Genomic DNA, 26,528 nt, shown 5'->3' on the forward strand with positions numbered 1-26,528 from the left:
AAAGGGTCCCATAGCGTCCTACGACGTGTCCACCAAACGGCTCAGGGTAGGGATCGTCGGCGGCGGCTTCATGGGCCAGGTCCACGGCAGGTCCGCGTTGGTCTCCGGAGCGACCGTGGTCGGCGCCGTCGGCTCGTCGCCCGCGAGGGCTGAAGCCGCGGCGGAGGCGACCGGTGCCGAGCGCGGCTTCGCGTCCCTCGACGACCTGCTGGCCGCCGACATCGACGTGGTCCACATCTGTACGCCGAACAACACGCATCGCGAGGTCGCGCTGAAGGCTCTCGAAGCCGGCAAGCACGTGGTCTGCGAGAAGCCGCTCGCCACCTCGGTGCAGGACGCGGCCGGTCTGCACGCCGCGGCGGTCGAGGCCGGGCTGGTCGGTGCGGTGCCGTTCGTGTACCGGTACCACCCGATGGTCCGCGAGCTGCGCACCCGGATCGCTGCGGGCGACGCGGGCGTGATCACCAGCCTGCACGGCTCGTACCTGCAGGACTGGCTCGCCGGCGCTGACGACCAGAACTGGCGCGTGGACGACACGACCGGTGGGCCGTCGCGCACCTTCGCCGACATCGGATCGCACTGGTGCGACCTGACCGAGTTCGTGACGGGTGACCGGATCGCCGCGATCAGCGCCCAGCTGCGGACGGTGCGGTCGACCCGTGGCGGGGTCGAGGTTCGCACCGAGGACCTCGCCACCGCGCAGTTCCGGACCGAGGCCGGCGTGGTCGGGACGATCGTGGTCAGCCAGGTCGCGGCCGGCCGGAAGAACCGGCTGTACCTCGAGGTGTCCGGCACCGAGTCGAGCTTCGGCTTCGACCAGGAGGACCCGGATCGCTTGTGGGTCGGCCGTCGTGCCGGGTCCCAGGTACTGACGCGCGACCCCGAGACCTTGAGCCCGCCCGCGGCCCGGGTGAACCGGCTGCCGGCCGGCCACGCGCAGGGGTACCAGGACGCGTTCGACTCGTTCGTCGCCGACAGCTATGCCGCCGTACTGGGTGACCGCCCGGACGGCCTGCCCGATTTCGCCGCCGGAGCGCGGTCAGCTCGCGTGGTCGACGCGGTACTGCGGTCTGCCGCGGACGACTCTGCCTGGATCACCGTCGACAACGCCTAGGAGCCTTTGAGATGCCTCGTCCGATCACGCTCTTCACCGGTCAGTGGGCCGACCTGCCGTTCGAGGAGGTCTGTCAGTTCGCCTCCGAGGCCGGGTACGACGGCGTCGAGATCGCCTGCTCGGGTGACCACTTCGACGTCCAGCAGGCCGTCGACGACGACTCGTACGTCCAGGGCCGCAAGGACATCCTGGAGAAGTACAACTTGCAGGTGTTCGCGATCTCCAACCACCTGGTGGGGCAGGCGGTCTGCGACAACCCGATCGACTTCCGGCACCAGGCGATCGTGCCGTCCCGGATCTGGGGCGACGGCGACGGCGAGGGTGTCCGGCAGCGCGCCGCCGAGGACCTGAAGAACACCGCCCGCGCGGCCAAGAAGCTCGGCGTGAACACCGTCATCGGCTTCACCGGCTCGTCGATCTGGCAGTACGTCGCGATGTTCCCGCCGGTGCCCGCGGACGTGATCGACGCCGGGTACAAGGACTTCGCCGACCGGTGGAACCCGATCCTCGACGTGTTCGACGAGGAGGGTGTCCGGTTCGCGCACGAGGTGCACCCGTCGGAGATCGCGTACGACTACTGGACCACCCAGCTGACCATGGAGGCGATCGGTCACCGCGAGGCCTTCGGGCTGAACTGGGACCCGTCGCACATGGTGTGGCAGGACATCGACCCGGTCGCGTTCCTGTGGGACTTCAAGGACCGGATCTACCACGTGGACTGCAAGGACACCCGGATGCGGGTCGGCGGCGGACGCAACGGCCGGCTCGGCTCGCACCTGCCGTGGGGCGACCCGCGCCGCGGCTGGGACTTCTATTCCACCGGGCACGGCGACGTGCAGTGGGAGGACTGCTTCCGGGTGCTGAACTCGATCGGCTACGACGGCCCGATCTCGGTCGAGTGGGAGGACGCCGGCATGGAGCGCAAGGTCGGTGCGGCGGAGGCGGTCAACGTCATCCGCGCGCTCGCCTTCGACAAGCCGGAAGCCGCCTTCGACGCCGCCTTCGCCACGGACAAGTAGTCGACCTGGGGAGGATTTTGCACCCGAAACGGGACGAAATCCTCCCCAGGTGGCTCAAACAGGGCGAGTGTCGCGGCCGGCTACGAACCCGAGCGTGACCTGTACGGCGGCCAGGGTCGCGAAGACGACGAGCGTCGTACTCCAGCCGCCGGTCACCTGGGTCAGGTAGCCGGCGACGACCGGACCGGCCGCGGCCAGCGTGTAGCCGACTGCCTGCGCCATCCCGGACAGCTGGGTGGTCTCGTGGTGCCCGCGGCCGCGGAGACTGATCAGTGAGAGCGCGGCGACCAACCCGGCGCCTTGACCCAGCCCGCCGACGATCGCCCAGACGATCGCGAGGTGCGGCGCCACCAGAAGCCCCAGCAGTGCCAGGAGACTCGGCAGGCTCGCGGTCATCAGCCCGGCCCGCTGATTGGTCGGGTGCTTCAGCAGCAACGGAATGCTCAGCCCGCCGATCAGGCCGCACACCTGGAAGATGAACAGGTGCACTCCGGTGGACCGCTCCGAGACGCCGCCGGTCGCGATCTCGATGGTCGGCAGCCAGTTCACGAACAGGTAGAAGCTCGTGGACTGCAGACCCATGAACCCGGTCACCAGCCAGGCCGTCGGCTGCCGCCAGACGCTCACTCGTCGCGCCACGTCCGCCGTCGTTGCCGCCGGCATCGGTTCCGGCGACAGCGTCCGCGGCAGCCAGATCACCGCGACCAGTACGGCGAGCCCGCCCCAGACCGCGAGTGACAGCCGCCAGTCGACCGCGTCGGCGATCGGTACGGCGAGGATCGAGGCGATCGCGGCGCCGCCGGTGATGAACGCCGTGTAGATGCCGGTCGCGCGGGACACGTGCGCGGCGTAGTCGCGTTTGATGATGACGGGCACCAGGACGTTGCCGACCGCGATCGCGGCGCCGACCACCGCCGTACCGATCCAGAGGCCGGCCTGACCCGTGTACGGGCGGAGCGCGCTGCTCGCCGCGAGCACCAGGAGCGAGACGAACACCGCCCGCTCCATCCCGAACCGCCGCGACGCGAGGTGGACCAAGGGAGAGGCGACCGCGAACGCGAGCAGCGGCAGCGTGCCCAGCAGGCCTTGTGCGGCCTCACCGAGGTGCAGATCGAGCCCGATCCGCGGCAGCACCGGACCGACCGCGGTCAGCGCCGGCCGCAGGCTCAGCGCGACCACGAAGGCGGTCGCGGTGATCAGCGCCGACCGCTCTCGAGCCACTGGTTCGGTCAGCACCGCCACGACACACCTCTCCTTGACTTCCGTGCAGATGTCCTACATTTATATACTCTACGCCATGGAGTCGAGTTCCTTGGTGCGGCAGGTGCCGCTCGTGCTGCAGGTCACGGAGCGCTTCCGCGCGCAGATCGAGTCCGGGGCCTGGCCGCGCGGGTCGCGGATCCCTGGCGAGAATCAGCTCGCTACCGAGCTCGGCGTCAGCCGCGGCACGGTGCGGGAGGCGCTGCGTTCGCTGAGCCTGACCGGCCTGCTCGAGCCGCGCGTCGGCGACGGCACCTACGTGCGCGCGACCAACGAGATCAGCGGCGTACTGGTGCGGGACGAGCTGTCAGCGTCGCTCACCCACGTCCTCGACGCGCGGGCCGGTATCGAGGCGGCCGCCGCCCGGCTCGCCGCTCAGTACGCCGATCCGGACAGCCTGACGCCGCTCACCGACGCCCTCGACCGTCGCGGGGTGGCGCTTGCGGACGGTGACATGGACGCGTTCGTCGCCGCCGACACGGAGTTCCACCGCGGCGTCGTGGTCGCGAGCGGGAACCCGTTGTTGCTGCGGTTGTACGACGCCCTCGCCGAGGTTCTCGCCGCGTCGATCCACCAGACCGCGACGATCCCCGAGGACCACCGGATCCTCGACGCGCACGTCGACGTACTGGAGGCAATCCGGGCCGGTGATCCCGAGGCGGCGAGTCAGGCGTCGTACGCGCTGATCGAGTCCGTCAAGGTCGCGGGATCCGGCCAGTAGTACCTGAGGCAGGCGGGCCGGCCGTTGAGGCGGCGCGGTTCGCCACCCGGCGGCGGGACCTCTGTGCGGTCACCTTGGATGCCGCCGCGCGCTTCGTAGAAGCCTTGTGCGGCGGTGTTCTGCTCGAGGACCCACAGGTAGATCCCCGAACCCGGCGACGCCTCCTGCAGCGCCTCGGCCGTCAATGCCAGGAGCTGGGTGCCGATGCCTTGCCGCTTGAGCGGCGCGCGGACATGCAGGTTGTCGACCAGCGCACCGAACTTCGGGTCCGCATCGAGGATCAGGTGAGAGAGCCCGACCAGTTGGCCGTCGTACTCCGCCACCGTCGTCCGCGTACCCTCCCGCGCGGCGAGCCGCTGGGCCCACATGCCGCCGAGATACTCCGGCGACTCGTCGTCGAGGAAGGCGTCCGCGTAGGCGCCCCGGTAGTGCCGCCGCCAACTGTCCCCGTGCAGCTCCGCAACCGCCGCTGCGTCGTCCGCCCCAGCCACCCTGAAAGTCGTCACCCAACGATTCGTACCACCCGCTGCTGCTCCGCATCCGGCCTTGTCCAGCCGCTGGTACGGCTCTAGTCGGCGACCCGGGTGCGGCTGCGCGTGCGGAGGACCGGCGCGAAGACGGCCAGGCCGGCCGCGAGGGCGGTGACGACGATGAACGAGATGGTCAGGTTGCTGGCCTGGGCGATGCCGCCGATGATCGACGGGGCGACCAGGCCGGAGGCGTACGTGATGGTGGCGACGCCGGCGATCGCATGGCTGGAGTTGCCCTCGGCGTGACCCGCGGCGGCGAAGGCGAGCGGTACGACGACCGCGATGCCGACGCCGATCAGGCCGAAGCCGGCCATCGCGACGATCGCGTTCGGCGCGAGGACGACGAGCAGCCCGCCGAGCGCCGCGATCACGCCGCTCCAGCGCACCGTGCGGACGGCGCCGAACCGGTCGACGACCGCGTCGCCGGTGATCCGGGCGATCGCCATCGTCAACGCGAACCCGGTCGTCGCGCCGGCCGCGACACCCGCCGAGCTGTCCAGGATGTCGCGCAGGTACACGGCCGACCAGTCCAGGCTCGCGCCCTCCGCGAACACCGCGCAGAACCCGACCGCCCCGATCAGCAACGCCGACTTCGGCGGCAGCGCGAACCGCGCCGGCGGCTCCTCGTCGTCCTCGGGATGGATGTTCAGCACGAACTGGCACACCACCGCGCCGACGACGGTCAGGACGACGGCCGCGACCGCGTGGTGGATCTGCGCACTGAGACCGGCATGCGCCGCGACCGTCCCGACCGCGGATCCGAGCAGCGCGCCCACACTCCACAGGCCGTGCAGCCCCGACATGATCGACTTCTTCAGCCGGTGCTCGACCTCCACGCCGAGCGCGTTCATCGCCACATCGGCCATCCCCGCCGTACCGCCGTAGATCAGCAGTGCGGCGCACAACGTCAGCAGGCCGGGGGCGAGCGACGGCAGGATCAGCGCGAGCGTCCAGAGCGCGAGCAATCCGCGCAGCGCGGTGCGGGTGCCGAACCGGTGACTGACCCGAGCCGCGAGCGGCATCATCAGCGCCGCGCCGAGCGCCGGAAACGCGAGCGCGAGGCCGAGCTGACCGGCGGACACCCCCGCGTGCTCCTGGATCCAGGGCACCCGGGTCGCGAACGACCCGGTCACGGACCCGTGCACGCAGAAGACCGCGGCGACGGCGTACCGCGACCGCTTGACGAGCGTCGTGTCATCAGTCACAAGCAAACACACTATCTGTTTGAACGATCAGGCGGATGGTAGATTTTTGCGCATGAGAAGTGCGGAACGGCACCAAGTGATCGTAGAACGACTACGAGTCGTGGACCGAGTGTCGGTCCAGGAACTGGTCGAGGCGACCGAGGCGTCGGATATGACGGTCCGTCGCGACCTCGACTTCCTGGCGGCGCAAGGTGTCCTGAAGCGCGTCCACGGTGGTGCTGTGTCCGCGATGCCGTCCGGTCTCGAGCCGCCGCACTCGCTGCGCGCCCAGGCCGCGGTCGCCGCCAAGCAGGCGATCGCCCGCGCCGCCGTCGAGCACCTTCGCGACGGCGAGACGATCGTGCTCGACAGCGGTACGACGGCCCTCGAGACCGCGAAGCTCCTGCACGACCGCGCGATGACGGTGATGCCGCTCTCGCTGCACGTCGCACACGAGTTGGCCGACGCGCCGCGGATCCGGCTGCTGATGCCGGGCGGCGAGGCGCGCAAGGGCGAGCTGTCGCTGGTCGGCCCGCTGACCGTTGCCTCGCTGCGGGCGCTGCGCTTCGACGCCGCCGTACTCAGCCCGTGCGCGTTCAGCCTCGACGCTGGGCTGACCGCCTTCGACCTCGGCGACGCGGAGGTCAAGCAGGAGGCGATGAACGTCGCCACCCGCACCATCGTGCTCGCCGACGGCGCCAAGTGGGACCGCGCCGCACTTGCCTACGTCTGCCCCGCAGACCGCCCCGACCTGATCATCACCGACGACTCTGCCCCTGAGGATCAACGAACCTTGCTCACCCAACGCGGCACCCTCGTAGAGGTGGCAGGTTGACCGCCACCGACGTACAGCTTCCGTCCGCACCGCCCCGAGCCGCCCGTGTCGCCACCTGGCTGTACTTCGGGCTGAACGGCTTCGCCGTCGGGATGTGGGTCGTGCACATCCCGAGCATCGAGCAGAAGACCGGGATCACCCACAGCACGCTCGGACTGCTCCTCCTCGTGCTCGGCGGCGCTGCCTTCATCGGTATGCAGGTCGCCGGACCGCTGGTCGACAAACTCGGTCAACGCCGGCTCGTTCCGGCCGCCGGCATCCTGCTCGGCATCGCGCTCTTCGGCCCCGGACTGGCCACGAACTGGTGGACGCTCGGGCTCACGCTGATCCTCGTCGGCTTCGGCAACGGGTCGATCGACGTCGGGATGAACGCGCAGGCCGTCGTCGTCGAGCGCGGCTATCCGCGACCGATCATGGCCGCCTTCCACGCGATGTGGTCGATCGGCGGCGCGATCGCCGCGGTCATCGGCGCGGCCACGCTGCGCGCCGACGTACCGACCGAGGTCACGCTCGCCCTGTCCGGCCTGCTGTGCATCGCGATCGCGCTGGCCGCCAGCCGGTTCTTGCTGGAGGCAACGGTTCCCGACGAGGAGGACGCGGACGACGGTGCGCCGCGGGAGAAGCCGCCGGCCAAGCTGGTCTGGGCGCTCGGCGCGCTCGCCTTCGGCCTGATGCTGTCCGAGGGTGTGGCCAACGACTGGGCAGCGCTGCACTTCCGCGACATCCTCGACACCTCGGTCAGTACGGCGGCCTTCGCGTACGGCGCCTTCGCGGTCGCGATGACCGTGGGACGCTTCCTCACCGACCGGGTCGCGGCCGTCGTCGGGCCGGCGGCGATCGTGCGCTGGGGCGCCGCGATGGCCGCGGTCGGTCTCACGCTCGTGATCGTCGTACCGTGGGTGCCCGTCGCGCTCGTCGGCTGGGCGATCTTCGGCCTCGGCCTCGCGGGCGGCGTACCGCAGCTGTTCACCGCCGCCGGCAACCTCGACCCGCGCTCGTCCGGCGCCCTGATGGCACGGGTCGTCGGCCTCGGGTACGTCGGCCTGCTCGCGGGCCCCGCACTGATCGGGGGCCTCGCGCACTGGATGCCGCTGAACATCGCGTTCATCCTGCCGGTCGTGCTGTGCGTGCTGACGTTCTTCGGCGGACCGATCCTCAAGCGCGCCCCAGCCAACCGCTGATGGGTAAGCGTCCGAGATGCCGGGTTCGCCCACCAGAGCCCGGGCGCTAACCCTGCATCTCGGACGTCAACCCATCAGATGCAGGGAGGTCAGCGGGTGAGGGCTTGCTCGAGGTCGCTCCAGAGGTCGTCGGGGTGCTCGATCCCGACGGACAAGCGGATCAGGTCCTCGGGGATCGTCGGGACCTCGATCGGCCAGCGGCGGCGGCGTTCCAGCATGGACTCGACGCCGCCGAGGCTGGTCGCGTGCACCCAGAGTTCGGTGCGCTCGCAGACCTGCTGGGCGCCGGCCGCGTCGCCGCCGAGCTCGAAGGCGAGGATCGCGCCGAAGCCGGACATCTGCGCCGCGGCCCGGTCGTGACCCGGATCGTCGGGCAGACCGGGGTAGCGGACCCGGCTGACCCGCGGATGCGCGCGCAGCCGCTCGGCCAGGAACGCGGCGTTCGACTGGGCGCGTTCGAGGCGGAGCGCGAGCGTGCGCAGACCGCGGAGCGCGAGCCAGGCCTCCATCGGGCCCGGGATCGCGCCGAGGCTGCGGCGGCGCAGGTCAATCGCCGACCAGAGGTCGTCGTCCGCGGTGACGACCGCGCCGAGGACGACGTCCGAGTGCCCGGCGATGAACTTGGTGGCCGAGTGCATCACGACATCCGCGCCGAGCCGGAGCGGCTGCTGGAGCAGGGGAGTCGCGAACGTGTTGTCGACGACGACGGTCGCACCGGCGGCCCGGCCGGCCGCTGCGAGGGCCGGGATGTCGGCGACCTCCATCGCGGGGTTCGTCGGTGACTCGATCCACAGCATGTCAGCGGTTTGGACCGCTTGGACGGCTGCTTGGGTATCGGCGATGTCCACTCGCTCGACCTTGAGCCGGCCGGTGCCCGCCTGCTGATCGAGCAGCGCGAGTACGCCGGAGTATGCGTGCTGCGGCGCGACCACCCGGCCGCCGACCGGGACCAGGTCGATGACCGCCGCCGCGGCTGCCATCCCGGACGCGAACGTCAGGCCGCGCCCGCCCTCCAGTTCGCCGAGCGTCTTCTCGAGCGCGGTCCAGGCGTCGTTCCCGAACCGTCCGTAGCCACGGTCCCCGCCGGCGACGTACGTCGAGCTGAACACCGGCGACTCGCCGAGCGGCGCATCCGGCACCCGCTCGGGCCGGCCCGCGTGCACGACAACGGTGGACGGATCGAGGTCAGGAGTCATGCCCCGAATTGTCCCTGCCTGCTCCGGGCTGGCAGTCGGTGGGTCAGGCGTCGTGGGTGCCGGGAAGGGGGACGCCGCCGGTGGACAGCAGGCGCATCGCCTGACGGGCCAGGGTCTTCGCGTCGACTGTGCCCGGATGGTCCACCCAGACGCGCACGACGTTCTCGATGACGTTCATCGCGATCCCCGCGGACAGCGCGCCGACGAACTCCGCGCGGCGCGGGTCGTCCGCGGGCAACCGGCGTACCAGCTCGTCGGCCAGGTCGTTCCGGAACCGCCAGATCAGCTCGTTGAGATGAGCGCTCACCGAACCGTTCTGCTCCGCGAGATCGAAGACCGCGCGGACCCGGTCCGGGTTGGCCTCGAGTTGCTCGAGAACCCGCTCGATCACCGCCCGCAGCCCGTCCGGCAGCTCCATGGAGGGCTGCTGGTGGAACCAGTCGACCGCCTCCGCCAGGCAGTCGTCGACGAACTCGAGGACCAGGCCCTCCTTGGTCGGGAAGTACCGGTACAGCGTGCTCGGCCCGACCTCGGCCGCCGCCGCGATCTGCTCGACCGTCGTCCGGCCGAACCCGTTGTCGCTGAACAGCTCGAACGCCTTGTCCGCGATCAGCCGGCGGGTCCGCTCCCGCTTCACCTCGCGCAGTCCCATCAGCACCTCCGCGGGCAGGGTATCGCCTCCGACGCGCCGCAGCCCTGTTCCTAATCGGAAGCGTCAGCCATATGGTAGTCACTACCAAAATCCCAGGAGAGGGTGCGCGATGACCGAGAGTTTCCCCGTCCGCAGGCCGTCCGGTTGCCCCTTCGACCCGGCGCGGGAGTACGCCGCGTACCGCCGTACCGAGGCGCCCGCGAAGGTGTCCACGCCGGCCGGCGTCGACGCGTACGTGATCAGCCGGTACGACGACGTCCGCACCCTGCTCCGGGACAGCCGGCTGAGTTCGCGGCTGGCGCCGTCCGATCACGTCGTACCGGACGCGGATCTGGACCGGGAGGCGGAGTCGGGGTCGATCCTGCAGGTGGACGGGGCGGCGCACAAACGATTGCGCAGGATGCTGGCGACCGAGTTCGCGGTCAAACGGATGGAGGCGATGCGGCCGCGGATCGCCGAGATGATCGAGGCGCGGATCGACGCGATGCTGGCCGCCGGCGGGCCGGTGGACCTGGTCCAGGGGTTCGCACTGCCGATCCCGTCGCTGGTGATCTGCGAACTGCTCGGCGTTCCGTACGAGGACCGCGACGAGTTCCAGGAGCGCAGCGCCCTGCTCGTCCGGGTCGACGGGTGGACCGATGAGATCGGTCGGGCCAGCGACGAACTGAACCAGTACATCGTCGGGTTGGTGCTGGCGAAGCAGGCGCATCGCGAGGACGACCTGCTGTCCCGGCTCATCACCCGCGGCGAGGAGCTCGGTACGCCGTTGAGCCTGGAGGAGCTCGTGACGGTCGGGGTCACGCTGCTGATCGCGGGCCACGAGACGACCGCGAACATGATCGCGCTCAGCACGCTAGCGCTGCTAGCGAATCCGGCGCAGCTCGATGCGCTGCGCGCCGATCCCTCGCTCGCGCCCGCCGCGGTCGAAGAGCTGTTGCGGTACCTGTCCGTGGTGCACTTCGGGCTGTTCCGGTACGTGACCGACGACCTGCCCGTAGGACCATTGACGATCGACGCCGGCGGTTACCTGATCGCGGCGCTGTCCTCGGCCAACCGCGACGAGAGCGTGTTCCCGGACCCGGACCGGCTGGATCTGGAGCGGGACGCCGCGGCGCACGTGGCGTTCGGGTTCGGGCCGCACCAGTGCATCGGCCAGCAGCTCGCTCGGGTCGAACTGCAGGAGGTGTTCACGCGGCTGTTCGCCCGCATTCCGACGCTGCGACTCGCCGTACCGTTCGAGGAGATCGACTACAGAGACAACACGCTCGTTTACGGAGTGACAGCGTTGCCAGTCACTTGGGACGGGCCGCTACCCACCGCGATCTGAAGGGTTCTTAACCGAACCCCGGTCGGAACCTCATCTCCGGGCCGCTACAGTCGAGCCGGTGAGTGAGTACTCAGAAAGTCAGCGGAAGCCCCGTGTCGCGGTCGTGTTCGGCGGTCGTTCGAGCGAGCACGCCATCTCGTGCGTGACCGCCGCGAACGTCCTGCAGGTGATCGACAGGGACAAGTACGACGTGGTTCCGGTCGGTATCAGTTCCAGCGGGCACTGGGTGCTCGAGAGCGGTGACCCCGAGAGGCTGTCGATCACCGACGGCAAGCTCCCCGAGGTGGACGTGACCGCGATGCCGGTGCTGTTCGGCGCGAACCGCGAACTCGTGGTCAGCGAACCCGACCAGGTGCCGAGCACGCTCGGCGAGGTCGACGTGGTCTTCCCGCTGCTGCACGGCCCGTGGGGTGAGGACGGCACCATCCAGGGCCTGCTCGAGATGTCCGACATCCGGTACGTCGGCTCCGGCGTCCTCGCCAGCGCCGTCGGCATGGACAAGCACTACATGAAGGTCGTCTTCCAGGCCGCCGGCCTCGAGGTCACGCCGTACGTCGTGATCCGCGACCGGGACTGGATGCGGGACGCGGACGCGTGCCGCGCGGCGGTGGACGCGCTCGGCTACCCGGTGTTCGTGAAGCCGGCCCGCGGCGGGTCGAGCCTCGGGATCAGCAAGGTGAACTGCCTGGACGAGCTCGACGAGGCGGTCGCGGTGGCGCGGGCGCACGACCCGAAGGTGATCGTCGAGGCGTCGGCGAAGAGCCCGCGGGAGATCGAGGTCGGGGTCCTCGGCGGCCTCGACGGCGGCACCCCGGAGGTCAGCGTCTGCGGCGAGATCTCGGTCTCCGGCGGCGGGCACGACTTCTACGACTTCGAGACCAAGTACCTGCCGGAGGGTGAGGAGTACACGGCGCTCTCGGTGCCGGCCGACCTGCCTTCGGAGATCGCGGACGAGGTCCGCTCGAAGGCCCTGATCGCCTTCGACGCGATCGAGGCCGAGGGGCTGGCCCGGGTCGACTTCTTCCTGGACGCCGACAACCGCGTGATCATCAACGAGATCAACACGATGCCCGGGTTCACGCCGACCAGCATGTTCCCGCGGCTGTGGGCGGCCGCCGGCAAGGACTACGCGGCCCTCGTCGAGCACCTCCTGCAGCTGGCCATGACCCGGCCCACCGGCCTTCGCTGACCTCAGCGGATGGCGCTCGCGAGCACGCAGTACGGTCCTGTCCTGGGGACCGGCGACGACGTCCTGTCCTTCAAGGGCATCCCGTACGCCGCGCCGCCCGTCGGTCCTAACCGGTTTCAGCCGCCGCGCCCACCGGAGCCGTGGACGTCGCCCCGTGACGCGCGTCATTACGGGGCGACCGCACCGCAGACCGGGACCGAGGGCGCGATGGCGGAGCTCATCCCGCGGACGATCATCCCGGGTGACGACTACCTGAACCTGAACGTCTGGACGCCGGGCCTGACCGGGCAGGCACCCGTCATGGTGTTCATCCACGGCGGCTCGTTCACGAGCGGCTCCGGAGCGCTGGCGGTGTACGACGGCACGCGGTTCGCGCGCGACGGCGTCGTACTGGTCACGATCAACTACCGGCTGGGCGCCGACGGGTTCCTGTGGTTCGGCGACGGTACGCCGAACCTCGGGCTGCTCGATCAGATCGCCGCCCTGACCTGGGTCCGCGACAACATCGCCGGCTTCGGAGGCGACCCCGGCAACGTGACGGTCTTCGGTGAGTCGGCCGGTGCGATGAGCGTCTGCACCTTGCTCGCGATGCCCGCGGCCGAGGGCCTGTTCCATCGGGCGATCGCCGAGTCGGGCGCCGCGCACAACACGATCAGCCCTTCGAGCGCCCGGCTGGTCGGTGCCCGTCTGGCGGCGGCGCTCGGTACGGCGCCGACGCGTGAGGCGATTGCCGACGTACCGGTTCCGCGACTGCTTGCGGCTGCGGACAAACTCAGCCAGCAGGTGGCTGCGAAGCCGCGGCGCAAGTTGTGGGGTGATGTTGCCCGCACGTTGCTGCCGTTCAGTCCTGTGGTCGACGGTGACGTGCTGCCCGGGGCGCCTCTCGACCGCATTCGGTCTGGTGCCGGCGCTGATGTCGACCTCATGATCGGCACGAACAGCGAGGAGGCGCGACTCTTCCTCGTCCCGACCGGTGTCGCCGCCAAGATGAACACACCGTTCCTGTACGCCGCCGCGGCCCTCCGCTTCGGGTTACCCGTGAGCGGCGTACGTCGGTATCGCGCCAACCGTCCGGGTGCGACGGCCGGTGATGTGCTGGCCGCCGTCATGACGGACTCGTACTACCGCATCCCCGCGATCCGCCTCGCCGAGGCCCACCCCGGCACGTACATGTACGAGTTCGCCTGGCGCTCACCCGCGTGCGCCGGCCAACTCGGCGCCTGCCACGGCCTCGAACTAGCCTTCGTCTTCGACAACCTAGACGAACCGTCCGCAGCCGGAATGCTAGGCCCCGCACCGCCCCAACACCTTGCGGACCTACTCCACAAAACCTGGCTAACCTTCGCCACCACCGGCACCCCCGGCTGGCCCCCCTACACCCCACCCCACCGCACCAGCCGCCACTTCAACACCGCCTCCGGCACCACCACCAACCACCACCCCGACGAACGCCTAACCTGGCACAACCACCACTAACCTGCCCCTCAGCCCCGGCCGGTGCACAGAAACTCGTGCGAGTGCCCAGCAAATAACCTGTTCACCGCCCCCGCCGCGCAGGTCTCGCCCCGACACAGGTGGCGCGGCTACCGGCGCGGGTGGGGTGTGGGATGCGGCGCCTGGTGAGCGGGCGAGGGGCGGGGCGCTGGCGCGGGGCGGGGTGCGCGGGGAGGGTGCGGTGGCGGCGCGGGTGGGGTGTGAGATGCAGCGCGTGGTGAGCGGGCGAAGGGCGGGGCGAGCGGCGCGGGGTTGTGCGGGGAGGGAGCGCTACCGGCGCGGGGGTGCGCGGGTGGGGTGCGCTGGTGGCGTGGGTGGGGTGTGGGGGTTAGGGGTTGGGGAGGGTGTTTAGGCGGGTGCGGAGGTAGCGCTGGTGGGGGACGCTGGTTGTTCGGGTGGCGGCTTCTTCGTAGGCGGCTCGGGCGGCTGTTGTGTCGCCGGACATTTCTAGGAGGTGGGCTCGGACTGCTGGTAGGCGGTGGTCTTTGGCCAGGTGGTCGTTGTGTTCGATGGACGACAGGAGGGTGAGGGCCTCGGCGGGGCCTCTTGCCATGGCGACCGCGACTACGTGGTTGAGGGCGACCATCGGGTTGTCGGTGAGTTGCAGCAGGACCTCGTACAGCGCGACGATCTGCGGCCAGTCGGTCTCCTCGGCGGTCGGCGACTCGTCGTGTACCGCTGCGATCGCCGCCTGCAGTTGGTACTGCCCAACCGGACCTCGCGGCAGTGCCGCGGTGATCAGCTCGACGCCCTCCCGGATCAGCTGCGGGATCCACAGCGACCGGTCCTGCTCCGCCATCGGCACCAGCTCGCCGAGCGGTCCCGTCCGCGCCGGTCGCCGCGCGTCCGTCAGGAGTAACAACGCCAGCAACCCGGCGACCTCGGCGTCGTCCGGCAGCAGCCTGTGCAGCATCCGCGCCAACCGGATCCCCTCGGCCGCCAGCTCGACGCGTTGCAGGCTCGGCCCCGTCGTACTCGCGTAACCCTCGTTGAAGATCAGGTACACGACCTTCAGCACCGCGCCCAGCCGCTCGTCGCGATCGGCCGGCATCGTGAACCGCGCGCCGCTGTCCTGCACGCTCGCCTTCGCCCGGGTGATCCGCCGCGTCATGGTTGCCTCCGGCACCAGGAACGCCCGCGCGATCTCCGCGGTCGTCAGACCACCGACCGCCCGCAACGTCAACGCGATCTGCGACGCGGGCGACAGCGACGGATGGCAGCACAGGAACAACAGCACCAACGTGTCGTCCGCGTCGCCAACCGGCTCGCCCTGCAGCGCCCAGGCCGCGACCCGGTCCTCCCGCCGCTGACGGGCCTGCTCCCGCCGAAGCAGATCCGTCAGCCGGCGAGACGCGACCGTGATCAGCCACCCGCGCGGATTGTCGGGCACCCCGTCGACCGGCCACTGCTGCGCGGCCGCGAGCAGCGCCTCCTGCACCGCGTCCTCAGCCGTGTCGAAATGCCCGTACCGCCGGACCAGCGCCCCGAGAACCTGCGGCGCCAACTCCCGCGTCAGCTCCTCGAGCGGCACGGTCATGAGTCACAGCCCCATGACCACACCGGCAGCGCATCCAGAAGCGCGGTCATCGTCACTCACTCCACCAGTTCGTCGCGACCCTCGACGAGCGGCCGGATGTCCGCGTACGCCGTCGCGCGGGCGGCCTCGGGCGCCGGCGTGTCGGCGAGCCGCGACGCGATCTCCGTGGCCCGGTCGAAGGACTCGCACTCGACGATCCAGTACCCGGCGAGCACTTCCTGCGTCTCGGCGTACGGCCCGTCGGTCACCACCGACTGCCCGTCCTTCGACCCCAGCCGCCGGGTCAGCACCGGCGCCGCCAGTCCGCGCGTCTCGACCAGCTCACCCGACTCGATCAGCTCGTTGTTGAACTTCTCCATGAACGCCCCCATCGCCGCGAAGTCCTCCGGCTTCCAGGCGGGCTTGCCCGTGTCCTTCCCCGCCATCCCGTCGTAGTCCTGCTGCGACGCGTACGTCAGGATCATGTACTTCATCAGCTTCTCCCGTCCTCCGAGCACCCACGGCAAGGGCGCTTCCACCCGAGACGTCGCCTCCCAACTCCCCGACCGGACACGATCGGACACAACCGGCAGAGAAATTTCGATCTCGCCAAGGAGTATGCAGTCGTCAGGTGCAGGGTGTGACGAGTTTGTCGAATCTGTGGACAGCGTCGGAGACATCGGTGAGGGCGTTGGCTTGGGGCGCGTACTTGGCGGGGACCGCGACCTCGAAGTAGAGGGAGCGGCCGATGGTGGTGAAGATGAAGCCGTTCTCGACCTGTTTGGCGAACCAGCCGACGCCGTTGACCTCGAAGCACTGGGACTGGGCCTCGGCCATGCCGGCCGGGGGTGTGACGCCGCAGGTCATCTCGATCGGCGGGTCGCCGTACGCCGCGGTCAGCGGGCTCTTCGGGGAGGTCTCGCGACGTTCCGCGTCGAGGACCTTGGCGGGGAGCGCCTTGACCAGGTCGGCGCAGGCGGCGGCGACTTCAGGCGCGGGGGAGGGAACCGGCACCGGCGTCGGTCCGTGGCTGCACCCCGCGATCAGCAACACGCCGAGCGCAGCGCCGACGAGCCGCGCACGCGGCCCGCGGCCGGCGGCCCGGGCGCGACGTGCGTCGCCCGCGGGACGGGCAGTGGCGGTCCGGGTGGAGCGATGTTCGGGCATGCTGAGAAGTGGCGGGTCCCGTTCCGGCGATCAGATGTGGACGACGGGGCAGGTCAGCGTGCGCGTGATGCCGGGAACGTTCTGGACCCGGGCAACCACCAGTTTGCCCAGTTCGTCGACGTTGCGGGCTTCCGCGCGGACGATCACGTCGTACGGACCGGTGACGTCCTCGGCCAGGGTGACGCCCTGGACCTCGGCGATCTGTGCCGCGACGTCGGCCGCACGGCCGACCTCGGTCTGGATCAGGATGTAGGCCTGGACCACCACGTCGTTCTCCACTCAGTCGTCCTCAGCTGGCTCCGGGCACCCACAGGCGTACTGCGGGAGCGCCGGGCGTACTCTTCGTTGCCCGGTCACGGTACCGCCTAGACTCCGCCTAGCGATATGGGAGGTCTGCTGACGTGACAGAGACGTTGGGGAGCACGGGTGAGTTCGGCCTGATCGCGGCCGTCACCAAAGGGCTGTCCACAGGTGAGGACGTCCTGGTCGGTCCCGGTGACGACGCGGCCGTGATGGCGGTGCCGGACGGCCGCATGGTGATCACGACGGACCTGCTGGTCGAGGGCCGGCACTTCCGCCAGGACTGGTCGTCTGCGTACGACGTGGGTCGCAAGGCCGCCGCACAGAACCTGGCCGACGTGGTGGCGATGGGTGCCCGGCCGACCGCGCTCGTGGTTGGTTTCGGCGGCCCTGCCGACCTGCCGACCGCCTGGGCGCTGGAGCTGAACCAGGGCCTCGTCGACGAGTGCGAACTGGTCGAGGCGAGCATCATCGGCGGTGACACGGTCCAGTCCGACAAGATCGTCGTCTCGGTGACCGCGTTCGGCTCGCTGGACGGCCGTCCGCCGGTGCTGCGCTCAGGCGCCCGCCCGGGGGACGAGGTCGCGTACGCCGGGCGGCTCGGCTGGGCCGAGGCCGGCTGGGCGGTGCTTGCTCGCGGGTTCCGCTCGCCACGGGCCGTCGTCGAGGCGCACCGGCGCCCACAACCGCCGTACGCCGAAGGTCCGCGGGCTGCCCTGGCCGGGGCCTCCTCGATGTGTGACGTGAGCGACGGCCTGCTGTCCGATCTGGGCCATATCGCGGCGGCGAGCCAGGTGATCATCGACGTGCACACGAAGGCGCTGACCGTGCCCGAGCCGCTGCAGGCGGTGGCCGCGGCGACCGGTGTGGACGCTCTGCGGTTCGTGCTGACCGGCGGCGAGGACCACGCCCTGGTCGGTACCTTCGAGCCGGCCGACGTCCCCGAGGGCTGGACCGTGATCGGCTCGGTTGCTGAGGGCAACGAGGAGCGACCGGCCGGGACGGTGACCGTCGACGGCGCGCCGTATGCTGCGGACACCGGACACGCCCATTTCAGGAGTTGAGATGCCGCCCCCCAGAGTGCTGACGATCGCCGGTTCCGACTCCGGCGGCGGGGCCGGGATCCAGGCGGACCTGAAGGCGATGCTCGCCAACGGCGTGCACGGTATGAGTGTGCTGACCGCGATCACCGCGCAGAACAGTGTCGGCGTCCAGGGCGCCTGGGAGCTGCCGGAGGAGCAGGTCCGCGCCCAGTTCCGCAGCGTGGTGGACGACATCGGGGTCGACGCGGTGAAGACGGGCATGCTGGCGTCCGAGTCGATGGTCCGTGTCGTCGCGTCGCTGCTGCGGACGCTGCCGCCGGACGTGCCGGTCGTGGTCGATCCGGTGTCGGTGTCCAAGCACGGCGACGCTCTGCTGGCGGCCGACGCGATGGAGGCGGTGCGCGCGGAGATCGTCCCGCTGGCCACAGTCCTCACTCCGAACCTCACTGAGCTCGGTCCGGTCGCCGGCATCGACCTGGAGACCGTGGAGGACCGGGAGCTCGCTGCGAAGGCTCTGCTGGAGGCAGGAGCGTCCTGGGTGCTGGTCAAGGGCGGTCACGATGTCGGTACGGCGTCCGTCGACGTACTGCACGGTCCAGGGGTACGGCGTTCGTACAGCGCGCTCCGGGCCGACAACACGCACACCCACGGCACGGGATGCACGCTGGCGAGCACCATCGCGTCGTACCTTGCTCGTGGGTACGACGTACCGAGTGCCGTCGGCGCTGCGAAGGAGTACGTGACCGGGGCGATCGCGGCCGGGTTCGCACTCGGCGACGGCATCGGCCCGGTCGATCACGCATGGAGATTTCGAGGGAGCAGCAGTTGAGAAAGAGGGCATCTGGGACCCCTGCGCCTACTGCGCGGCACTCGGCGGGCACCTCGCTGCGCTGGAGCGAAGGGCACGATGAAACCACATCGAACCCTCCGCTCCAGCGCACCGAGGCACTCCGCCGAGCACCTGCTCGCTACGGCGCAGGGGTCCCAGATGCCCTCTAAGCAGCAGCCCCCGGTGGACGGGTACTGCGAGCAGTGCGGTTTCAGCTACGACACCGGGACCTTGCAGGGGACGGTGACGCTGCTCGTCCGGCAGTCCGCGGACTGCAGCATGGCGCTGACGAAGGCCGCCGCCGGTCCGGACCCGAACGTGGTGCGGCTGCGACCGGAGCCGGACGTGTGGTCGGCGATCGAGTACGCGTGCCATGTGCGCGACGTACTCGAGGTGCAGCGGCTCCGTATCGCGCAGTGCCTGGCTGAGGACCGGCCGGTGTACGCGCCGATGGACCGGACCGGACGGGTGAAGCAGGAGAAGTACGAGAACCAGGACCCGATGGAGGTCGCGGCCGCGCTGGTGCGGTTCGCGCGCGAGTTCGGGGCGGCGGCGCGGGTGCTGCAGCCGCAGGAGCTGGGGAAGCTCGGGCTGTACAACTACCCGGTCCGGGCGCCGCGCCCGCTGGGCTGGCTCATCCGGCACACCGCCCACGAGATCCAGCACCACCGCCACGACATCCTCGAGATCCTGGCGAAGGTGGAGCCGCCCATCATCCCGAAGCCGAAGGTCGAAGAGGCTGAGGGTGAGGCCGCTGAAGAGGCTGCTGAGGAAGTCGAGGTAGCCGACTAGCGCTGGGCGACCCAGGTTGCGATGGCCTGCTCGGTGGTCAGCTGGTCGAGGGCCAGTGCGGCGGCGCCGCGGAGCGGTCCGTCCGGCTGGTGGGTGGCCGGCAGGACCGGTGGGGGAGTGCTGCGGTGAAACGTCATCAGACCGCTCTCGTACGCCTCCGCAAAGGTCTCCTCCGCAGCCGCTCGCAGGGGGATGGCTAGACCGCCGATCGTCACCACGTCCGGGTCGTGCGCGTTGACGAGGCCCGCGATGCCGTAGCCGAGTGCGGTGACCACCCTGGTCACTGCGGCGCGGGCAGCCCGGTCGCTGCGCCGGAGTACCTCTTCTGCATAGGCAACGGGGTCGTCCGGCGTTGGCTGCTTCAGGTAGCGCGCGAGGGCTCGTCCGTCGATCTCCAGGTCCCAGCAGCCCCGGGCACCGCACGGACAGGTACGGGACCGGTCACCGAAGGGCATGTGGCCGTACTCGCCACCTGCTCCCGACGCGCCCTGTGCCGGTACCCCGTCGATCAGCAGCGTCCCACCGATCCCCACCTCGATGATCAGGTGTACCGCCGTACCGGCTCCCGCAGCAGCGCCCGTACGCGCCTCAGCCACCCCACTCAGCGTCGCGTCGTTGCCGGCGAGCAGCGGTACGCCGGTGTCGCCCGTGACCTGTGCAAGGTCCAGTTCGACCCACTCCAGCGTCGGTGCCTGCATCAGGTGGTTGTCACGGACGGTGCCCGGTACGGCGAGGCTGACCATCTGGAGCCGAGCACCGTACCGCTGCTGCGCCTGCTCGACCTCACGCCGCAGGTTGTTCAGTACGACCTGCGCACGCCGACTCCGGTGTCGCCTGTACTGCGGCTCCTGCAGCGACCCGTCGAGCGCTACAACCGCGCTGCGCCAACTGCTCTGCCGTAGGTCGAGTGAGAGCACCACAGGTCCCTGCGGGTGCGGCTGCAGCACTGTGGTCGGCCGACCACGCCCCTGACTGGGAGCAGGTACCTCAGTCAGCAGTTGTACGTCGCGTAGCCGAGCGGTCACCTCGGTCGCGGAACCCGTGCTCAACCGCAGCGCCCGCGCGACCGCCGCCCGCGTGATCCCGGGCTGACGGGTGAGCTGGGTCAGCACGTCCGCAGCCGTCTGCCACTGTCCACGGCGTACTGGAGTCATCGCTGCCCTTCCCGTTATGCTCGGAGAACGAGTTTAACGGGAGGGGTCATGGAGATCCGGGACATCCGCGCGGTGCTGTTCGACATGGACGGCACGCTGGTCGATTCCGACGCGGTCGTCGACCGGAGCTGGGGCCGCTGGGCGACCGAGTACGGTCTGGTGCCGGCCGACGTACTCGCGGTCGCGCACGGGAACCCGGCGATGGCGACCGTGACGCACTTCTTGCCGGACGCGTCGGCGGCGGAACGGACCGCGGCGTGGGCGCGGGTGTTCGATCTCGAGGTCAACGACGTCGACGGTGTGGTGGCGAAGCCGGGTGCGTTGGACCTGCTTGGCACGCTTGGCCGGATCGGTGTGCCGTGGGCGGTCTACACCAGTGCGCCGGCCCAGCTCGCGAAGGTACGGCTGACCGCGGCCGGGATCGCGCCGTCGGTGCTCGTGACGGTCGACGACGTGAGCCGTGGCAAGCCGGACCCGGAGGGATACCTGCGGGCGGCGGAGCTGCTCGGCGTACCTGTGACTGAGTGCCTGGTGGTCGAGGACACCGTTGTCGGGCTGACGGCAGGGCAGACGTCTGGTGCGCTCACGGCCGGTCTGAAGGGTATTGCGGCGGATATCGAGCTGGCTGACCTGCACCGGCTCGACGCGCTGTTCAAAGGTCTGGAATGACCGCGGGCGCTCAGGCCCCGCCGCGGAGCGGTGCCCGTGGCGACGAGGTACGGATCGGGATCGCGCTGTCTGCGATGGGGTTCGTGCTGGCCGGGCTCGGTGCGTGTGTGGCGATTCTCGCGCGGGATCTGGACGAGCCGACCAGCCGGCTGGCGCTGTTGTCCTCGGGGTTCGCTGTTGGGTTGATGCTGGTCGCGGTGGTTGGTCCGCGGATGCTCAAGCTGTGGTCGATGCCTACGGTGCTTGGGCTCGGGTCGGTTGTGTGTGCGGTGGGTGCGGTTCTGATCGCGGTCGCGCCGGTGTACGCGGTGGCTATCGCCGGTGGGTTGCTGGTTGGGCTTGGCGGGGCGCTGCTCGTCCTGGTCGCTCCGCTGATGCTCAACGGCCCGACTGCGGCTGCACGGCTGAGCCGGGTCAACGCGGTCGCCAGCGGGACCGGGATCCTAGCGCCGCTAGCAATCGGCACGCTGGACGGTCTCGGTCCGAGCGGCCGGTACGCCCTGCTCGCCGCGGCACCTCCCCTCCTTCTCCTAGCAGTACTAACCCGCCGCTCCCGCCCACTTCAGCCAACAGAGGGGGTTGCGGTGCCGGTGTTGATTGATTCGGCGCCGGCTGTTGGGTTGGGGCGGAAGTGGCGGCGCGTGGGGCGACGGGTTGTGATGGACGTCGGCGCGGGGTGGCTTCGGGTTGTGCTCGCGGTGTCGGTCGAGTTCTGCTTCGTGGTGTGGGCGGTGGCGCGGCTGGTGGCGAGCGGGTTGCCTACTGCGGCCGCCGCGCTGCTCGGCAGTGCGTTCCCGATCGGTATGGCGGTCGGCCGCGCGATCGGACCGATCCGGTACCGCGGCTGGTCGCCGGTCTTTCCGTCCGGCGCACTCGCCGCCTGCGGCACGCTGCTGGTGAGCCTGTTCGACGCCCCGGCCGTGGTAGCGCTCGGGCTGGTCGTAGCCGGTCTCGGAGTAGCCCCGCTGTACCCGGTGACGCTCGCAGCCCTCGTAGCGACCCCTGGTCTCAGCTCCGCCCGTCTCGCCGCGGTGGGTGCGATGGCCTCGGGTACGGCGATCTTGGTCGCGCCGGCGCTCCTCGCCGTACTGGCACGTGTCGTCGACCTGCGGACGGCGTACCTGGTGACGCTGCCGCTGATCGCGATACTTTTTCTGCTCAGCCGTCGATCTGACCGGGCTGCGTTCGTGTAGGGGGTGAACGAGCCCGAAACGACGAACGAGGTGACGTGATGAAGCTTCTGCTGGACAACCTGGCCTTTCCCGAAGGAGCCCGCTTCCACGACGGCCGGTTGTGGTTCTGCCACTGGATCGCGCAGCAGATCATCGCCGTCGACGCCGACGGCAAGACCGAGGCCTTCGAGGCGCCGGTCGGACGGTCGATGGGCTGGTCCGTCGACTGGCTGCCGGACGGCCGGATGCTGACCACCGGTGACAAACTGCGCCGGTACGAGCCCGACGGCTCGATCACCGTGCTCGCCGAGCAAGGAGCGAACGAGATGGTGGTGGATGCCCAGGGCAACATCTATCTGGACGGCGCGGACTTCGACTTCGCCGGCGGCGCGGAGCCGGTCCCCGGCTGGATCAAGCTGGTCACGCCGGACGGCGAGGTGCGGCAGGTCGCCGACGACATCCAGTTCCCGAACGGGATGGTGCTCACGCCGGACGGGAAGACCCTGGTGATCGCGGAGTCGTTCGCCGGCCGGTTGACCGCGTTCGACGTCGAGCCGGACGGCCGGTTGTCGAACCGCCGCGTGTACGCCGAGAATCTCGGCCCGGACGGCATCGTCCTCGACGCCGAGGGCGCGATCTGGTCCCAGACCTGGGGCGAAGGCGTGGTCCGCGTCGCGCCGGACGGCGAGATCCTCGAGCGGATCGACCTCCCCGAGAACCGGGCGCCGTTCTCGCTCGGCCTGGTCGACTTCGACGGTCCGACGCTGTGCATCCTGACCGCGGAATGGCGGGCCGACGACAGCATCACCGACAACCTCGACCGGCTCACCAACGGCCCGCGGACCGGCCAGGTCCACACGGTTCCGGTCGCCGTACCGCCGGTCGCTCGCTAACATCGCCGACATGGAGTGCTTCGCCGCCGGGCGTACCCGGCGCTGATCCCGGACCCATCGCCGCCTGCGCGCGGTGGGCCGGTCGCGCCTGCCCGGATTTCTCCTTCGCTCGCGAGAGGCACGCTCCATGCACATTCGTTCGTACGTCGCCGCTGACCTGGCCCGGCTCATCGACCTCACCATCGACACGTTCGGGCCGTTCTACGAGGAATCGTTCCGGCCCCTGGTCGGCGAGCTGATCTTCACCCGCCAGCACGGCGACTGGCGTGGCGACTACCGTACGCAGGTCGCCGGGCTGCACGATCCCGCCGCACACAAGTACGTCGCCGTTGCTGTCGCAGACGACGTACCCGCCGGGTACGTCGCCTGGTGGCTCGACACCGCCCGCAGACAAGCCACGGTCGAGATCTTGGCGGTCGCGCGGGAGCATCGACGTTCCAGCATCGCCACCGCGCTCTGCGAGCACGCGTTCGCGGCGATGCGCGCCGAGGGAGCGGAGTACGTCGAGATCGGCACCGGAGGCGACGACTTCCACGCGCCGGCGCGGGCGTTCTACGAATCAATCGGTTGCGTGAAAGTGCCGGTGGCGGTGTACTTCCGCGAGCTGTAGTCGAACCCCAGACGCCGGAGCATGATGAAGGGATCAGGGCTGGGGGCTTCATCGTGATCAGGGGGAGGCATTGCCATGAGCGACAACGCACGGCCGTCGCTGGAGGAACTGGACAAGATGCCGGACGACATCTCGCAGGAAGATCAGGCCAAGCTGCTCGTCGAGCCGAGCTTCGACCATGACCTCGCGAACGAGGCGGAAGAGCTGCAGGCGGAGTTCGGGCCCGCCGAGGACGGTGAGTACGGCCGGGCGCCGGCCGAGGACCGCGAACCGACGTACTCGGGCAAGGCCGGATCATGAGCGGTCTCGAGGACATGATCCACACCGCCGAGCTCGACATCGGGCTCGGCGAGCCGAACAAGATCCAGAAGTGGTACCGCGACCGCAACGGCCCGGCGTTCAACGGCAACTTCGCCTGGTGCGACGCATCGATCACGTTCTGGGCGTTCAACTCGGGCAACCACAGCACGGTCACGTTCGGGAAGGACTTCGCGCTGACCACGGCGCACGCGAAGGCGTTCAAGAACCACAGCCAGTGGCACGTCGACGTCGCGGGGATCCGGCGCGGTGACATCGTCTTCTTCGACTGGGACGGCACCGACCTCAAGTCCCGGATCGACCACGTCGGCCTGGTCACCGGGGTCAGCGGCTCGAAGGTCTACACGATCGAGGGCAACTACAGCAACAAGTGCGGCCGGCACACCCGGATGGCGAGCACGATCGCCGGCTACGGGCGGCCGTCGTACGTGCACTCGCCCGGGCCGCGGACCGGGTTCGTGACGTTCCCGGGCAAGTCGTTCTTCGTGATGGGCCGCAAGAGCCCGATCATCGCGGCGATGCACCAACGGCTCCTCGACGTCGACTGCAACAAGTACGAAACCCAGACGAACAAGGACACCTGGGGGACCGGCGACCTGAAGTCGTACTCCGCCTGGCAGCGGAAACTCGGCTTCCAGGGCTCGGTCGCGCAGCCCGGCTCCGACGCCGACGGAATCCCCGGGAAGGAAACCTGGGACAAGCTCAAGGTCCCGCGCACCTGACGGACGGCTACGGCTTGGCGTGTTTCCCGACCATGCGCACCAGTGTGTCGGGCGGGACCACCTTGACGTGCGGGGCGAGTCCGTCGACGACGGAGAGAACGTTGTCGACGGACTTGCTCCACGCGTGCCAGACGACGACCGAGTAGCCGGCCGTGGAGAAGGGGTTGCGGGTCGCGGCGTTCAGCTCCGCGGTGACGGAGGCCTCGTCGGCGCCGTCGAGCCCCTCCCAGAGCATGGTCCGGGCGGAGATCACCGGCTTGCCCTCGGACCAGACCACCTTGCCCTTGAGACCGTCGTACCGCGAGTACTCGAGGTAGATGAGGCCGTCGATCTCCGGCCGCCTGAGGTACGACGACCACAGCCGGGTGTTCTCGAACGCGTCGAAGTCGATGATCTGCGCAACCGAGAGATCGGATCGCCCCATGGCCCGGGCGAGGGACGCGGTGTGCTTGTCCAGCGCGGCGGCCGGGTAGCGGCTCGGGTACATGTAGCCGCCGCCCGACGGACCGACCACCCAGCGGTCCTTGCGCGACTGGTCGTAGAACCAGCGCATGACTGACGGCGCGAGATCGATCAGCGACGGTGAGATGCCCCAGCCGAGGTCGACCTCACCCCGCCGTGGGCTCCCGAACCACCGCGGATCGGTCGGAAAGTCGCCGAGCGCCCACTGGATGTTGTCGCCGTCGGTGATCAGGAAGCTGACGTAGTGCGCGTCGGGATCCGGCGTCGGAGGTTGCGCCGGGACATGCTGCGTCAGGCGGTCTTCGGTGATGCCTGACAGCACCGACAGGTTGCGGGCATGGTCGGCGGGCAGGGCCTTGACGCCGGTGGCCGAGTTCACGCCGATGAAGGCGTCCTCGCCCGCCGAGGCGTCGCCCCAGCCGATGACCGTGCCGTCGTCGTCCAGCGCGTCGACCACCTCGGCGCGGAACTCCGAGTTGCCGTCGAAGAAGGCGAACGTCCCCGCCATCGTGACGTAGTCCCGGAGCCGCTCCGGGATGTCGGCGCGCTGCTCGACCGCGACGTCGTGCCGCAGCCGGGGCCAGTACGTCTCGAACACCCAGCGGTCGTCCTTGTCCCGCACGTCCAGGACCTTGCGCAATCCGTGCTGGATCGCGAGTGCCTCCAGGCTTTCCTCGATCGCCACGGCACCCGTCACACCCGCGAGCGTGGTCGCGACGTTGACCGACGGGGTGCCCGTACGGAAGAGAACATATCCAGTTACGCCGGACCGCTGAACGGTTTTCCACAGGTCCCCGGTGCGCGTCCGGACGCCGTACTGCGACACCAGGCCGTCGAGCCAGTGCTGGTAGCCGAGCGTCGGCAGGTTCAGGTACAGCGATTCGCCGCCGCGTCGCGCCATCAGGCCCTGCAGCGTCGTCGCCAGCGTTCGCTCCGGCAGGCTCAGCGTGGACTCGTCGAACACATTCAGCATCCGCGGCCGCTGTCCCTTGGGATACGCCGACCGAGCGGTCGCGGCGCCGAACGCCAAGGACGGCGAGACGGCCGCGGCGAGCCCCAGGCCGGCGGTGAGGCCCAGCGCGGTGCGGCGGGAAAATCGGCGATCGGACATGTGGTGCCTCCAGTGAGCGGCTGGTGGAATGTCCTACGTTGTCAGTTGCCCGGTGACGATGTCACAGC

28 protein-coding genes are annotated in these 26,528 nt (G+C 69.8%); 17 read left to right on the plus strand and 11 right to left on the minus strand.

Annotation, left to right across the window (positions count from 1 at the left end):
* Positions 1-25 precede the first annotated feature (25 nt).
* Together E0H92_RS30235 and E0H92_RS30240 are read left to right on the plus strand one after the other, a co-directional pair.
* Positions 26-1,114 carry a Gfo/Idh/MocA family protein gene (locus E0H92_RS30235; RefSeq protein WP_238173665.1) on the plus strand — a complete coding sequence of 363 codons (1,089 nt, stop codon included), beginning with the start codon at positions 26-28 and terminating at the stop codon, positions 1,112-1,114.
* A gap of 11 nt (positions 1,115-1,125) precedes the next feature.
* On the plus strand, positions 1,126-2,133 hold the full coding sequence (locus tag E0H92_RS30240) for a sugar phosphate isomerase/epimerase family protein (protein WP_131498655.1): 1,008 nt from the start codon (positions 1,126-1,128) through the stop codon (positions 2,131-2,133).
* 54 nt (positions 2,134-2,187) lie between these two features.
* On the opposite strand, the gene E0H92_RS30245 is transcribed toward E0H92_RS30240, so the two are convergent.
* Positions 2,188-3,375 (minus strand): CynX/NimT family MFS transporter, encoded by a 1,188-nt coding sequence (locus tag E0H92_RS30245; RefSeq protein WP_202873908.1) that lies wholly within the window; start codon positions 3,373-3,375, stop codon positions 2,188-2,190.
* Between the two features lie 55 nt (positions 3,376-3,430).
* Between E0H92_RS30245 and E0H92_RS30250 the strand changes: the two genes are divergently transcribed.
* Positions 3,431-4,114, plus strand: coding sequence for a FadR/GntR family transcriptional regulator (locus tag E0H92_RS30250; RefSeq protein ID WP_165550108.1), 684 nt, complete (start codon positions 3,431-3,433; stop codon positions 4,112-4,114).
* Here the strand turns inward: E0H92_RS30250 and E0H92_RS30255 are convergent.
* Together E0H92_RS30255 and E0H92_RS30260 are read right to left on the minus strand one after the other, a co-directional pair.
* Positions 4,060-4,620: a GNAT family N-acetyltransferase gene (locus E0H92_RS30255; RefSeq protein ID WP_131498657.1), complete on the minus strand. Its 561-nt coding sequence runs from the start codon at positions 4,618-4,620 to the stop codon at positions 4,060-4,062. The two genes, E0H92_RS30250 and E0H92_RS30255, sit on opposite strands and share 55 nt — an antisense overlap.
* Before the next feature lie 62 nt (positions 4,621-4,682).
* On the minus strand, positions 4,683-5,849 hold the full coding sequence (locus tag E0H92_RS30260; protein ID WP_202873909.1) for an MFS transporter: 1,167 nt from the start codon (positions 5,847-5,849) through the stop codon (positions 4,683-4,685).
* Positions 5,850-5,901: 52 nt separating this feature from the next.
* On the opposite strand from E0H92_RS30260, the gene E0H92_RS30265 reads away from it, so the two are divergent.
* Complete coding sequence (locus E0H92_RS30265) at positions 5,902-6,663, plus strand: DeoR/GlpR family DNA-binding transcription regulator (protein WP_131463873.1); 762 nt, start codon at positions 5,902-5,904, stop codon at positions 6,661-6,663.
* Entirely contained in the window at positions 6,660-7,844 is a 1,185-nt protein-coding gene (locus E0H92_RS30270; RefSeq protein ID WP_131498659.1) for an MFS transporter, read from the plus strand. The genes E0H92_RS30265 and E0H92_RS30270 overlap by 4 nt, the downstream gene beginning before the upstream one ends.
* An 89-nt stretch (positions 7,845-7,933) precedes the next feature.
* Here E0H92_RS30270 and E0H92_RS30275 read toward each other — a convergent pair whose 3' ends face one another.
* Together E0H92_RS30275 and E0H92_RS30280 are read right to left on the minus strand one after the other, a co-directional pair.
* Positions 7,934-9,040, minus strand: a complete 1,107-nt coding sequence (locus tag E0H92_RS30275; protein ID WP_131498660.1) for a trans-sulfuration enzyme family protein — start codon at positions 9,038-9,040, stop codon at positions 7,934-7,936.
* 43 nt (positions 9,041-9,083) lie between these two features.
* Positions 9,084-9,692 carry a TetR/AcrR family transcriptional regulator gene (locus E0H92_RS30280; protein WP_131498661.1) on the minus strand — a complete coding sequence of 203 codons (609 nt, stop codon included), beginning with the start codon at positions 9,690-9,692 and terminating at the stop codon, positions 9,084-9,086.
* Positions 9,693-9,801: 109 nt separating this feature from the next.
* Between E0H92_RS30280 and E0H92_RS30285 the strand changes: the two genes are divergently transcribed.
* The 3 genes from E0H92_RS30285 to E0H92_RS30295 are packed head-to-tail and all read left to right on the plus strand — an operon-like array spanning position 9,802 to position 13,684.
* Positions 9,802-11,019 (plus strand): cytochrome P450, encoded by a 1,218-nt coding sequence (locus E0H92_RS30285; RefSeq protein ID WP_131498662.1) that lies wholly within the window; start codon positions 9,802-9,804, stop codon positions 11,017-11,019.
* A gap of 58 nt (positions 11,020-11,077) precedes the next feature.
* Positions 11,078-12,208 carry a D-alanine--D-alanine ligase family protein gene (locus E0H92_RS30290; RefSeq protein WP_131498663.1) on the plus strand — a complete coding sequence of 377 codons (1,131 nt, stop codon included), beginning with the start codon at positions 11,078-11,080 and terminating at the stop codon, positions 12,206-12,208.
* A gap of 9 nt (positions 12,209-12,217) precedes the next feature.
* The gene (locus E0H92_RS30295) at positions 12,218-13,684 is read left to right on the plus strand and encodes a carboxylesterase/lipase family protein (protein WP_131498664.1); all 1,467 of its coding nucleotides are present in this window, start codon (positions 12,218-12,220) and stop codon (positions 13,682-13,684) included.
* Positions 13,685-14,030: 346 nt separating this feature from the next.
* Here E0H92_RS30295 and E0H92_RS30300 read toward each other — a convergent pair whose 3' ends face one another.
* The 4 genes from E0H92_RS30300 to E0H92_RS30315 form a co-directional block, all read right to left on the minus strand.
* Complete coding sequence (locus tag E0H92_RS30300; protein ID WP_131498665.1) at positions 14,031-15,239, minus strand: RNA polymerase sigma factor; 1,209 nt, start codon at positions 15,237-15,239, stop codon at positions 14,031-14,033.
* A gap of 56 nt (positions 15,240-15,295) precedes the next feature.
* Complete coding sequence (locus E0H92_RS30305; protein WP_131463890.1) at positions 15,296-15,712, minus strand: YciI family protein; 417 nt, start codon at positions 15,710-15,712, stop codon at positions 15,296-15,298.
* Positions 15,713-15,845: 133 nt separating this feature from the next.
* A complete protein-coding gene (locus E0H92_RS30310; protein WP_131498666.1) occupies positions 15,846-16,385 on the minus strand; it encodes a DUF3515 domain-containing protein in 540 nt (179 codons plus the stop codon).
* Between the two features lie 30 nt (positions 16,386-16,415).
* Complete coding sequence (locus tag E0H92_RS30315) at positions 16,416-16,652, minus strand: Lrp/AsnC family transcriptional regulator (RefSeq protein ID WP_170990044.1); 237 nt, start codon at positions 16,650-16,652, stop codon at positions 16,416-16,418.
* Between the two features lie 134 nt (positions 16,653-16,786).
* On the opposite strand from E0H92_RS30315, the gene E0H92_RS30320 reads away from it, so the two are divergent.
* The 3 genes from E0H92_RS30320 to E0H92_RS30330 all read left to right on the plus strand — a co-directional run bounded on the left by E0H92_RS30320 (position 16,787) and on the right by E0H92_RS30330 (position 19,349).
* Positions 16,787-17,749, plus strand: a complete 963-nt coding sequence (locus E0H92_RS30320) for a thiamine-phosphate kinase (protein WP_131291772.1) — start codon at positions 16,787-16,789, stop codon at positions 17,747-17,749.
* 1 nt (position 17,750) lies between these two features.
* On the plus strand, positions 17,751-18,557 hold the full coding sequence (thiD, locus tag E0H92_RS30325) for a bifunctional hydroxymethylpyrimidine kinase/phosphomethylpyrimidine kinase (RefSeq protein WP_131498667.1): 807 nt from the start codon (positions 17,751-17,753) through the stop codon (positions 18,555-18,557).
* 159 nt (positions 18,558-18,716) lie between these two features.
* On the plus strand, positions 18,717-19,349 hold the full coding sequence (locus E0H92_RS30330) for a DinB family protein (RefSeq protein WP_131463895.1): 633 nt from the start codon (positions 18,717-18,719) through the stop codon (positions 19,347-19,349).
* Here E0H92_RS30330 and E0H92_RS30335 read toward each other — a convergent pair.
* Entirely contained in the window at positions 19,346-20,503 is a 1,158-nt protein-coding gene (locus E0H92_RS30335) for an ROK family transcriptional regulator (protein ID WP_131498668.1), read from the minus strand. The genes E0H92_RS30330 and E0H92_RS30335 overlap by 4 nt on opposite strands.
* Positions 20,504-20,551: 48 nt before the next feature.
* On the opposite strand from E0H92_RS30335, the gene E0H92_RS30340 reads away from it, so the two are divergent.
* The 6 genes from E0H92_RS30340 to E0H92_RS30365 all read left to right on the plus strand — a co-directional run bounded on the left by E0H92_RS30340 (position 20,552) and on the right by E0H92_RS30365 (position 24,887).
* Positions 20,552-21,172, plus strand: coding sequence for an HAD-IA family hydrolase (locus tag E0H92_RS30340; protein ID WP_131463899.1), 621 nt, complete (start codon positions 20,552-20,554; stop codon positions 21,170-21,172).
* Positions 21,169-22,365, plus strand: coding sequence for an MFS transporter (locus E0H92_RS30345; RefSeq protein WP_131463901.1), 1,197 nt, complete (start codon positions 21,169-21,171; stop codon positions 22,363-22,365). Before E0H92_RS30340 ends, E0H92_RS30345 begins: the two co-directional genes overlap by 4 nt.
* 38 nt (positions 22,366-22,403) lie before the next feature.
* Positions 22,404-23,237 carry an SMP-30/gluconolactonase/LRE family protein gene (locus tag E0H92_RS30350; protein WP_131463903.1) on the plus strand — a complete coding sequence of 278 codons (834 nt, stop codon included), beginning with the start codon at positions 22,404-22,406 and terminating at the stop codon, positions 23,235-23,237.
* 127 nt (positions 23,238-23,364) lie between these two features.
* Positions 23,365-23,847 (plus strand): GNAT family N-acetyltransferase, encoded by a 483-nt coding sequence (locus tag E0H92_RS30355; RefSeq protein ID WP_131463905.1) that lies wholly within the window; start codon positions 23,365-23,367, stop codon positions 23,845-23,847.
* Between the two features lie 75 nt (positions 23,848-23,922).
* A complete protein-coding gene (locus E0H92_RS30360; RefSeq protein WP_131463907.1) occupies positions 23,923-24,147 on the plus strand; it encodes a hypothetical protein in 225 nt (74 codons plus the stop codon).
* Entirely contained in the window at positions 24,144-24,887 is a 744-nt protein-coding gene (locus E0H92_RS30365; RefSeq protein WP_202873910.1) for a peptidoglycan-binding protein, read from the plus strand. Before E0H92_RS30360 ends, E0H92_RS30365 begins: the two co-directional genes overlap by 4 nt.
* Positions 24,888-24,894: 7 nt before the next feature.
* Here E0H92_RS30365 and E0H92_RS30370 read toward each other — a convergent pair whose 3' ends face one another.
* On the minus strand, positions 24,895-26,460 hold the full coding sequence (locus E0H92_RS30370) for a GxGYxYP domain-containing protein (protein WP_131463909.1): 1,566 nt from the start codon (positions 26,458-26,460) through the stop codon (positions 24,895-24,897).
* Positions 26,461-26,528 lie beyond the last annotated feature (68 nt).

The sequence above is a fragment of the Kribbella speibonae genome, from assembly GCF_004331375.1.
In the GTDB taxonomy this organism is placed as follows: domain Bacteria; phylum Actinomycetota; class Actinomycetes; order Propionibacteriales; family Kribbellaceae; genus Kribbella; species Kribbella sindirgiensis.

Excerpts from the sequence above, each read along its gene's own strand:
- E0H92_RS30240 (WP_131498655.1), top strand. The coding sequence starts at position 1,126 with ATGCCTCGTCCGATCACGCTCTTCACCGGTCAGTGGGCCGACCTGCCG.
- E0H92_RS30250 (WP_165550108.1), top strand. The coding sequence starts at position 3,431 with ATGGAGTCGAGTTCCTTGGTGCGGCAGGTGCCGCTCGTGCTGCAGGTC.
- E0H92_RS30265 (WP_131463873.1), top strand. The coding sequence starts at position 5,902 with ATGAGAAGTGCGGAACGGCACCAAGTGATCGTAGAACGACTACGAGTC.
- E0H92_RS30275 (WP_131498660.1), bottom strand. The coding sequence starts at position 9,040 with ATGACTCCTGACCTCGATCCGTCCACCGTTGTCGTGCACGCGGGCCGG.
- E0H92_RS30280 (WP_131498661.1), bottom strand. The coding sequence starts at position 9,692 with ATGGGACTGCGCGAGGTGAAGCGGGAGCGGACCCGCCGGCTGATCGCG.
- E0H92_RS30285 (WP_131498662.1), top strand. The coding sequence starts at position 9,802 with ATGACCGAGAGTTTCCCCGTCCGCAGGCCGTCCGGTTGCCCCTTCGAC.
- E0H92_RS30295 (WP_131498664.1), top strand. The coding sequence starts at position 12,218 with ATGGCGCTCGCGAGCACGCAGTACGGTCCTGTCCTGGGGACCGGCGAC.
- E0H92_RS30300 (WP_131498665.1), bottom strand. The coding sequence starts at position 15,239 with ATGACCGTGCCGCTCGAGGAGCTGACGCGGGAGTTGGCGCCGCAGGTT.
- E0H92_RS30305 (WP_131463890.1), bottom strand. The coding sequence starts at position 15,712 with ATGAAGTACATGATCCTGACGTACGCGTCGCAGCAGGACTACGACGGG.
- E0H92_RS30310 (WP_131498666.1), bottom strand. The coding sequence starts at position 16,385 with ATGCCCGAACATCGCTCCACCCGGACCGCCACTGCCCGTCCCGCGGGC.
- thiD (WP_131498667.1), top strand. The coding sequence starts at position 17,751 with ATGCCGCCCCCCAGAGTGCTGACGATCGCCGGTTCCGACTCCGGCGGC.
- E0H92_RS30330 (WP_131463895.1), top strand. The coding sequence starts at position 18,717 with ATGCCCTCTAAGCAGCAGCCCCCGGTGGACGGGTACTGCGAGCAGTGC.
- E0H92_RS30335 (WP_131498668.1), bottom strand. The coding sequence starts at position 20,503 with ATGACTCCAGTACGCCGTGGACAGTGGCAGACGGCTGCGGACGTGCTG.
- E0H92_RS30340 (WP_131463899.1), top strand. The coding sequence starts at position 20,552 with ATGGAGATCCGGGACATCCGCGCGGTGCTGTTCGACATGGACGGCACG.
- E0H92_RS30345 (WP_131463901.1), top strand. The coding sequence starts at position 21,169 with ATGACCGCGGGCGCTCAGGCCCCGCCGCGGAGCGGTGCCCGTGGCGAC.
- E0H92_RS30350 (WP_131463903.1), top strand. The coding sequence starts at position 22,404 with ATGAAGCTTCTGCTGGACAACCTGGCCTTTCCCGAAGGAGCCCGCTTC.
- E0H92_RS30355 (WP_131463905.1), top strand. The coding sequence starts at position 23,365 with ATGCACATTCGTTCGTACGTCGCCGCTGACCTGGCCCGGCTCATCGAC.
- E0H92_RS30360 (WP_131463907.1), top strand. The coding sequence starts at position 23,923 with ATGAGCGACAACGCACGGCCGTCGCTGGAGGAACTGGACAAGATGCCG.
- E0H92_RS30365 (WP_202873910.1), top strand. The coding sequence starts at position 24,144 with ATGAGCGGTCTCGAGGACATGATCCACACCGCCGAGCTCGACATCGGG.
- E0H92_RS30370 (WP_131463909.1), bottom strand. The coding sequence starts at position 26,460 with ATGTCCGATCGCCGATTTTCCCGCCGCACCGCGCTGGGCCTCACCGCC.